This is a genomic window from Mesorhizobium sp. WSM4887 (genome assembly GCF_029625865.1).
In the GTDB taxonomy this organism is placed as follows: domain Bacteria; phylum Pseudomonadota; class Alphaproteobacteria; order Rhizobiales; family Rhizobiaceae; genus Mesorhizobium.
This window is the reverse complement of the sequence record NZ_JARTVP010000033.1, coordinates 1-1,522: the sequence shown is the minus strand read 5'-3', so window position 1 is coordinate 1,522 and position 1,522 is coordinate 1. Positions and strand designations below refer to the sequence as shown.

1 protein-coding gene is annotated in these 1,522 nt (G+C 73.5%); it reads right to left on the bottom strand.

The window, feature by feature from the left end; all coding sequences use genetic code 11:
- On the bottom strand, positions 1-1,522 hold a 1,522-nt coding region (locus P9230_RS32185; protein ID WP_278121745.1), incomplete at both ends, for a hypothetical protein.

The following is a 1,522-nucleotide window of genomic DNA, read 5'->3' as shown; positions in this document are numbered from 1 at the left end:
CCGGAGCAACGGGCTCGACAGGTGCGACCGGAGCAACAGGCGCGACTGGCGCCACCGGTGATACCGGAGCAACCGGCTCGACCGGTGCGACCGGAGCAACCGGCGCCACAGGTGCGACCGGAGCAACAGGCGCCACCGGCGCGACGGGTGCTACCGGAGCAACCGGCGCCACAGGCGCGACCGGCGCCACGGGTGATACCGGAGCAACGGGCTCGACTGGCGCGACCGGAGCAACAGGCGCGACTGGCGCTACCGGCGATACCGGAGCAACAGGCGCGACAGGTGCGACCGGAGCAACCGGCGCCACAGGTGCGACCGGCGCCACGGGTGATACCGGAGCAACGGGCTCGACTGGCGCGACCGGAGCAACAGGCGCGACTGGCGCTACCGGCGATACCGGAGCAACAGGCGCGACCGGCTCGACAGGTGCGACCGGAGCAACCGGCGCCACAGGTGCGACCGGCGCCACGGGTGATACCGGAGCAACGGGCTCGACAGGTGCGACCGGAGCAACAGGCGCGACGGGCGCCACCGGTGATACCGGAGCAACCGGCTCGACCGGCGCGACCGGAGCAACCGGTGCCACAGGTGCGACCGGAGCCACGGGTGCGACTGGCGCCACCGGCGATACCGGAGCAACGGGCGCAACCGGCTCGACCGGAGCAACCGGCGCCACAGGTGCGACCGGAGCCACGGGTGCGACTGGCGCCACCGGCGATACCGGAGCAACGGGCTCGACCGGAGCAACCGGCGCCACAGGTGCGACCGGCGCCACGGGCGATACCGGAGCAACGGGCGCAACCGGAGCAACCGGCGCCACAGGTGCGACCGGGGCCACGGGTGCGACTGGCGCCACGGGCGATACCGGAGCAACGGGCGCAACCGGCTCGACCGGTGCGACCGGAGCAACCGGCGCCACGGGCGCGACCGGCGCCACGGGCGATACCGGAGCAACCGGAGCAACCGGCTCGACCGGTGCGACCGGAGCAACCGGCGCCACAGGTGCCACCGGCGCCACGGGCGATACCGGAGCAACGGGTGCGACCGGAGCAACCGGCGCCACAGGTGCCACCGGCGCCACCGGTGATACCGGAGCAACCGGCTCGACCGGTGCGACCGGAGCAACCGGCGCCACAGGTGCGACCGGCGCCACCGGCGATACCGGGGCAACAGGTGCGACTGGCGCTACCGGCGATACCGGAGCAACGGGAGCAACCGGAGCAACCGGCGCCACAGGTGCGACCGGCTCGACCGGTGCGACCGGAGCAACCGGCGCCACAGGCGCGACCGGCGCCACGGGCGATACCGGAGCAACCGGAGCAACCGGCTCGACCGGAGCAACGGGAGCAACCGGAGCAACAGGTGCCACCGGCGCCACGGGCGATACCGGAGCAACGGGTGCGACCGGAGCAACCGGCGCCACAGGTGCGACCGGCGCCACCGGTGATACCGGAGCAACGGGCTCGACGGGTGCAACAGGTGCGACCGGCGCTACGGGTGCAACGGGTGCGACCGGCTCGAC